Origin of the sequence: Sulfuricurvum sp. (genome assembly GCF_049305995.1) — a bacterium.
Lineage (GTDB): Bacteria > Campylobacterota > Campylobacteria > Campylobacterales > Sulfurimonadaceae > Sulfuricurvum.
The window spans coordinates 1-7,440 of sequence record NZ_JBAQPS010000278.1 but is presented as its reverse complement, the minus strand read 5'-3'; the positions used below and the strand labels follow the sequence as shown (position 1 = coordinate 7,440).

Annotated in this window: 9 protein-coding genes; 6 read left to right on the top strand and 3 right to left on the bottom strand. The window is 40.3% G+C overall.

The window, feature by feature from the left end; genetic code table 11:
• Positions 1–58: 58 nt before the first annotated feature.
• The 3 genes from WA010_RS09525 to WA010_RS09515 are packed head-to-tail and all read right to left on the bottom strand — an operon-like array spanning position 59 to position 1,253.
• The gene (locus tag WA010_RS09525; RefSeq protein ID WP_422556891.1) at positions 59–352 is read right to left on the bottom strand and encodes a DUF2442 domain-containing protein; all 294 of its coding nucleotides are present in this window, start codon (positions 350–352) and stop codon (positions 59–61) included.
• Entirely contained in the window at positions 349–654 is a 306-nt protein-coding gene (locus tag WA010_RS09520; protein WP_422556890.1) for a DUF4160 domain-containing protein, read from the bottom strand. The genes WA010_RS09525 and WA010_RS09520 overlap by 4 nt, the downstream gene beginning before the upstream one ends.
• Positions 655–698: 44 nt before the next feature.
• Positions 699–1,253, bottom strand: a complete 555-nt coding sequence (locus tag WA010_RS09515) for a hypothetical protein (RefSeq protein WP_422556889.1) — start codon at positions 1,251–1,253, stop codon at positions 699–701.
• Positions 1,254–1,486: 233 nt separating this feature from the next.
• Between WA010_RS09515 and nifH the strand changes: the two genes are divergently transcribed.
• The 6 genes from nifH to WA010_RS09485 all read left to right on the top strand — a co-directional run.
• A complete protein-coding gene (nifH, locus tag WA010_RS09510) occupies positions 1,487–2,401 on the top strand; it encodes a nitrogenase iron protein (RefSeq protein ID WP_422556888.1) in 915 nt (304 codons plus the stop codon).
• A gap of 102 nt (positions 2,402–2,503) precedes the next feature.
• On the top strand, positions 2,504–2,863 hold the full coding sequence (locus tag WA010_RS09505; RefSeq protein WP_422556887.1) for a hypothetical protein: 360 nt from the start codon (positions 2,504–2,506) through the stop codon (positions 2,861–2,863).
• Between the two features lie 14 nt (positions 2,864–2,877).
• The gene (gene nifD / locus WA010_RS09500) at positions 2,878–4,347 is read left to right on the top strand and encodes a nitrogenase molybdenum-iron protein alpha chain (protein ID WP_422556886.1); all 1,470 of its coding nucleotides are present in this window, start codon (positions 2,878–2,880) and stop codon (positions 4,345–4,347) included.
• Positions 4,348–4,351: 4 nt separating this feature from the next.
• Positions 4,352–5,896 carry a nitrogenase molybdenum-iron protein subunit beta gene (nifK, locus tag WA010_RS09495; protein ID WP_422556885.1) on the top strand — a complete coding sequence of 515 codons (1,545 nt, stop codon included), beginning with the start codon at positions 4,352–4,354 and terminating at the stop codon, positions 5,894–5,896.
• A gap of 195 nt (positions 5,897–6,091) precedes the next feature.
• Entirely contained in the window at positions 6,092–6,280 is a 189-nt protein-coding gene (locus WA010_RS09490; RefSeq protein WP_422556884.1) for a hypothetical protein, read from the top strand.
• Between the two features lie 126 nt (positions 6,281–6,406).
• Positions 6,407–7,440 (top strand): diguanylate cyclase (locus WA010_RS09485; protein ID WP_422556883.1); only part of this gene is annotated, 1,034 nt, incomplete at its 3' end.

Here is a 7,440-nt window from a genome sequence, read left to right as displayed (position 1 = left end):
GATGAAGTATAAAACTATAATGCTGGATTCCCAACCGAGTTGGGAATGACGAAAGTTTTTAGGCCGCTTCGTTAGAACCGTGGCGGATATTTCCAATATTTTGGTTTTCGTAGAGATCGGCAATCGGAAAGCACAGATCGTAATCATTCCACTCTAAATCACCATCGGTGATCGAAAAGTTTTTAAAAATTGCTAAATCAGAATATTTGGCGATATGCGGGTTAGTGGATGAGAGGATAAAATTTTCAAAATCGATGGTTTGGGTCGTTTTGTCATTAAAGTGCAAACGAAGTTTGTACCCATTTAGATAATCAGCGTTTTCAATGAGGATGATTTGATCGTTAGTAATCATTTTACTTTTCCTTCTATTTTGATGCAATTGATTTGTTTATGTAACACAAAATAATCGATCCACTTTTGGACTATTTCACTCTGAAACGTTTCAACTAATTTTTGGAACTCTCTGAGTTCATTTGATGGTAAAGGTCTTTTCCCTTTAACCTCTTTGATAATAATCTTAGAAATTTTACCATCGATGATAATAAATTCGGCTTTGGACTCATATCCTTGATATTTACCATGAACATGTACAGGTTCGTGTTCGTTGCTATAGAAAAGTATTGAAATCCCTAAATATTCAAAAATTTTGGGCATCAATACTCCTTTTTGATATGACAAAAGTATAGCAAAAAAATGTACTATCTCCCTCTTGTTCCGTAAAAATAAGCCTCTTCCTTATTATCGATATGATCAGGTATTTCTAGGTGTATCGGCTTTTCGATCGGGGATGCAGTATATTTGGTGATTCGATTAAAAGTTTCATCTTCTAAACTCAACAATTGACTTTCGAGTATCCGAAGTTTGTGTTTAATCTTATCTGAAAGAATAACGATTTCCTCATAATAAAGTACGGAGAGCTCGATCTCGTGTTCACTCGCTTTGCTTTTACCTCCGATGAAACCGCCTAAAAGATTTTTCTTTTTATAGTAGATTAGATAAATTTTCATGTATTTGTCATGTAATGTGAGAAATAATTCCTCGATATCCTCAATCACCATCCGAGAGGTTCCTATAGTAAAGAGCATTGCTTCGTGATAAAACCAGATACCGAATTCTGAAGCGGTAGCATCGAGTGTGATTTGCTTTTCATTAACGTTGATTCCCGAAACCAAAAGCTTGATAGTGTTGACCCAACGGATATGGGCTGTACGTGCTTGATGGAGATTGCGAATGAAGTGTTCTTTGCTGCTCATCTCTGCCCTCTTATATGTAAAAATATTTGAGAGTTTAGCCATTTATAGAAAGTAAAAAGTATTTTGGTAGATTATTTTTTAATCAATAGATTGTTTATATGCCCCTGCAAAACTTATTCCTACAAATTTGTTCGTAACGTGTAGTTTTGTTGCTGTGATTTAGAAAATGTCGCAAAAAAACATAGAACACCCCTTGCATCAACCTAAGTGAAGTTCAAAAATAAGGGGATAACATGGCTGGAGCAGCTAGCTTGCGACAAATCGCGTTCTACGGAAAAGGTGGGATTGGTAAATCTACCACATCTCAAAATACATTGGCAGCAATGGCACACTATTTCGATAAAAACATTATGATCGTTGGATGTGATCCAAAAGCGGATTCAACTCGTTTGATTCTTCACGAGAAAGCACAAGATACTATTCTTTCTCTTGCAGCAGAGTACGGCACTATCGAAGATGTTGAGATGGAACAAGCTCGTCTTTGGGGTAAAGGTTTATTTGATAAAGAAACTCCGGGCGGTTGGATCAACTGCACAGAGTCAGGCGGACCAGAGCCAGGAGTAGGTTGTGCAGGTCGTGGTGTTATTACAGCGATTAACTTCCTCGAAGAAGAGGGCGCTTACGATGAAGAAGGTCTTGATTTCGTCTCTTATGACGTTCTTGGTGACGTTGTTTGTGGTGGATTCGCTATGCCGATTCGTGAAGGTAAAGCACAAGAGATTTACATCGTAATGTCAGGTGAAATGATGGCGATGTACGCGGCTAACAACATCTCTAAAGGGATTTTGAAATACGCAAACACTGGTGGAGTACGTCTTGCAGGTCTTATCTGTAATGCTCGTATGACCGATAAAGAGTACGATTTGGCACTTGAGCTTGCTCAACGTATCGGAACTCAATTGATCCACTTCGTACCACGTAACAACATCGTTCAACATGCTGAACTACGTCGTATGACCGTTGTTGAATACAGCCCATACTCTGACCAAGCTCGTGAATACAAAGAGCTTGCTCGTAAAATCGTTTATAACGATATGAAAATCATCCCTACTCCAATCAGTATGGATGAGCTTGAAGACTTGTTGCTTGCATTTGGTCTTGAAGACGAAGTTGACGAAAGCCAAGTCGGTAAAGCGGCAGAAGCGTAAAGAAAAAGGTTCCTCTTTTGAGGGATCTTCAATGTCCGTCATGAAAATGACAAATAACATCTTGTTAATAATGAAAAGAAAACAACAGAAAAAGGAGATTAGATGTTTGTATTAGGTTTTCACTTCCCAGCTTCAATGGGGAATAAAGTTCCAGACGAAATGGTTGCAGAAAAAATTGCCGATGTTGATATCAGCGACGTTAAAGAGATCAAACTTTTGATGGGTACAAAAGACAAAGATAAAGAGTGGTTGAGCTATACCAACAACACTACATTTTTGTTCCGTGCATTGGTTCATTACTTCAAAGAAGAGAACCCTGACAAAGCACAAAAATACATGATCTACATGAACCGTTACCAAATGTCTGAAATCTCTAAACGTGTAGATGCAGCTGATGATGAAACAATGAAATTGTGTCATAACCTTGATTCGATGGAACAATTCCGTATCGAAGTCGCGTAAGGAAGGGGTGTATTATGGGTCCAGAAACACTAGAAGCTAAACAAAAAGCGGCCATTGAAGAGATCTTAAAAGCGTATCCTGAGAAAGCGGCGAAAAACCGTGAAAAACATCTCGGTGTCGGAACTCCAAATGATGAAAATCAAAAAACGTGCGGTGATGTCCGCTCTAACAAAAAAACCGTTCCAGGTGTTATGAGCCAACGCGGATGTGCTTATGCAGGGTCTAAAGGGGTTGTATGGGGTCCGGTCAAAGACATGATCCATATTTCTCACGGTCCAATCGGATGCGGTCAATACAGCCGTGCAGGTCGTCGTAACTATTACATCGGTGTAACCGGTGTTGATACATTCGTAACGATGAACTTCTGTTCGGATTTCCAAGAGAACAACATTGTTTTCGGTGGAGACAAAAAATTGGGCATCTGTATCGATGAAATCGAAGCACTTTTCCCACTCAATAACGGTATCACGGTTCAATCCGAGTGTCCGATCGGTTTGATCGGGGATGATATCGCTGCGGTGGCTAAAACCAAAGCAAAAGAGATTCATAAAACAATCGTTCCGGTAAACTGTGAAGGGTTCCGTGGTGTTTCTCAATCACTGGGTCACCATATCGCAAATGACACGGTTCGTGACTATATCTTCGAAGGTGACCTCAGTCACATCGATATCAGTGATGTTACACCGACTGAGTACGACGTTGCGATCATCGGGGACTATAACATCGGTGGTGACACATGGTCAAGCCGTATCCTTCTTGAGGAGATGGGTCTTCGTGTTGTTGCACAATGGTCAGGTGACGCGACAATGAAAGAGATGGCATTGACACCTAAAGTTAAATTGAACTTGCTTCACTGCTACCGTTCAATGAACTATATCAGCCGTCACATGGAAAAAGAGTTCGGGATTCCTTGGATCGAGTATAACTTCTTCGGACCGTCTCAAACGATCAAATCACTTCGCAAAATCGCGTCGTTCTTTGATGAGACTATCCAAGCAAAATGTGAAGAAGTTATCGCTAAATACCAACCGATGATCGATGCGGTTATCGCGAAATATAAACCACGTCTTGAAGGGAAACAAGTAATGTTGTTCGTTGGTGGTCTCCGCCCTCGTCACGTTATCGGTGCCTACGAAGATTTGGGTATGGAAGTAATCGGAACAGGATATGAGTTCGCTCATGATGATGACTACAAACGTACAAAAGAAGAGATTTTCCGCTCAACTGTTATCTATGATGACGTTAACGAGTATGAACTCGAAGCATTCGTTAAAAAACTTCAACCGGACCTTGTAGCTTCAGGGATCAAAGAGAAGTATGTATTCCAAAAAATGGGTCTCCCATATCGCCAAATGCACTCATGGGATTACAGCGGTCCATACCACGGATACGACGGATTCGCGATTTTCGCACAAGATATGGATTTAGCAATTAATTCACCTGTATGGGCTCACAGTAAAGCACCATGGGAAAAGGAAGGTTGAGACGATGCAAGAAGTAGAAAAAATCGTAAACGGGAAAGACCTGTTTAAACGCCCAGAGTACAAAGATGTACTCGCAAACAAAAAACAATTCGAATCCTCTATGCTCGCAATCAACCCTGCGAAAGTAGAAGAGATCGCTGAGTGGACAAAAACATGGGATTACCGTGAGAAAAACCTTGCTCGTGAAGCGATCACCGTCAATCCGGCAAAAGCATGTCAACCTCTCGGGGCTGTCATGGTTGCACTCGGGTTCGAGGGTACTATGCCTTACGTTCATGGTTCTCATGGATGTGTAGCGTATTTCCGTTCATATTTTACCAAACACTTCAAAGAGCCGACTCCTTGTGTTTCTGACTCTATGACTGAAGATGCTGCGGTATTCGGTGGTCTTGTAAACATGAAAGAGGGTCTTAAAAACTGTGCTGCAGTGTATAAACCTAAAATGATCGCTGTTTCAACTACCTGTATGGCGGAAGTTATCGGGGACGACTTGATGGCGTTCATCATCGCGGCAAAAGAAGAGGATAAAGGTGAGTTTTTAGCAGCTGATTATCCGATTCCATACGCTCATACTCCTTCATTCGTAGGAAGCCATATCACGGGTTATGACAACATGATGCACGGTATCATGTCTCAACTCACTGAAGGAAACAAAGGTGAAACGAAACAACGTATCAACATCATTCCTGGTTTTGAAACGTATATCGGAAGCCTTCGTTCAGTAAAAAGCATCGTAGAAGCGTTCGGCACAGACTATATCATGTTGGGCGACCACTCTGATCAATGGGATATGCCAGCAGGTAACTACGAAATGTTCCAAGGCGGAACAAAATTGGATGATGCAAGAGATTGTATCAATTCAAGTGCAACGATCTCATTGCAAAAATACGCAACGTCTAAAACTATGAAAATGGTCGAAAAACGTTGGAAACATGCTGGTGGATGCTCTAACCCGGTCGGTCTCAAAGGGACGGATGAGTTCGTTATGAAACTCGCAGAATTAACAGGAACACCAGTTCCACAAAAACTAAAAACTGAACGCGGTCGTCTTGTTGATGCTATGCAAGACAGCTATCCGTACATGCACGGTAAAAAATTCGCTATCTGGGGTGATCCTGACTTCCTAATCGGTGCAGTATCATTCCTCCTTGAGATGGGTGCAGAACCTACTCACGTTCTTTGCCACAATGCACCAAACGGCTGGGAAGCTGAGATGAGAGCGTTGCTTGATACATCTCCGGCTAAAGATAGCCTAAACGTATGGGCTGGTAAAGACTTGTGGGCAATGCGTTCACTCTTGTTCACTGAACCTGTCGATTTCATGATCGGTAACAGCTATGGTAAAGAGTTGATGCGTGACACTGGTACTCCGTTGATCTACATCGGATTCCCAATCTTCGACCGTCACCACCTACACCGTTACTCTATCAGTGGGTACGATGGGGCGTTGAACCTTCTTACTTGGATCACGAACAAAGTTCTTGACCAATTGGATGAAGATACCAAAGGTATCGCAACAACTGACTATTTCTTCGACCTCGTCCGCTAAGGACACTCGTCCCCGTTCATGGGGACAAACTTCATTGTTTCTCGTCATTTTCTCCCTTTGGGGAGATTTTTATTGAGCGTTTTATTTAAACGTTGAATTAAAATTATCGTCATCCTCGGACTTGATCCGGGGATCCATCTTAAAAAAAGAGCTGGATTCCCGCCTACGCGGGAATGACGGTTTCAAGGATTATTTATGGCCGGTGTACAGGATAAACTAAAAGCAGAACTCATGGTCGAAATCTATGCGAGTATAGATCGTATCTATGATTCGATAGAACAGCATTTTGATCTTGATGAAATCCGTCGCACCACTGTCATCAAAAGTCTTAACACTCTAAAAGATGAGCTCTATTTTGTCGTCAGCACAACATCCCTTTCCTAATTTATTTGATAGAAATGTTTCAATTATTCACATGAAAGATGTATATTTTTGACTTTTCATTCAAAATTCAATTATCTCTTCTATAAAGACTTATCATCAGAATAGATACGCAGAAGGGACATAGTCATGATATTGACGAAAAAAATGACAGTGTTACATCGAACGGTGTTGTGGTTAGCGGTTATAGCTATCATTTTTTTCTTGCTCCTTCTCTCTATTCTTTGGGAACTTGAACATAATGTTCAAAAAGGAGATGATCCTTCGACAGATTTGATCATTTTGTATTTCATCGGTATATCTATTGTGATTGGATTAATCATTAAAGTTTTTCGTTCTTTTATTAAACCGATTACAGAGTTGAGTGAAAATGCTTTGAAAATAGCGGATGGGGATTATGATGTTCATTTTAATATTGAACGTTACGATGTAGAGTGGCAACTTTTAATGCGGATATTTAATCAGATGTCCTCTGAAACCCAGCAAAGAATAGATCAACTTAACACTCAAAACGAAGTTTTACTAGCGTACAAAGAACAGATTGAAATTCTCAATAAACGATTATCGAAGAAAATTAATATCAAATCTAAACAACTGCGAGAATACATCAATATCATTGATCATTATGTGATTACCTCTCAAACCGATATCAATGGTATTATCACCTACGCATCGGATGCATTTTGCAAGATTAGCGGTTATGCAAGAGAAGAACTTATTGGAAAAAATCACAGAATTATTCGTCATCCCGATATGCCCGTAGAGTTTTTTGAAGATTTGTGGAATACGATCAGCACCGGAAAAATCTGGACGGGTGAGATTAAAAATCGTAAAGCTGATGGAGGATATTATTGGGTGGATACAACGATTTCACCCAATATAGAAAATGGAAAAATCGTTGGTTATACAGCGGTACGACATGATATTACCAATCAAAAATTAATCGAAGAGATGAGCATTACCGATTCAATGACTGGCTTATACAATCGGCGTCATTACATTAAAGTTATTGCAGACGAGATGAACCGTGTTAGACGGTATGGTACATCGTTGGTACTGATGATGATTGATGTGGATAACTTCAAACTTTATAACGATACCTATGGACATCATGCGGGTGATGATATTCTAATTCATGTAGCCGAGGTTTTAAAATTCTACAC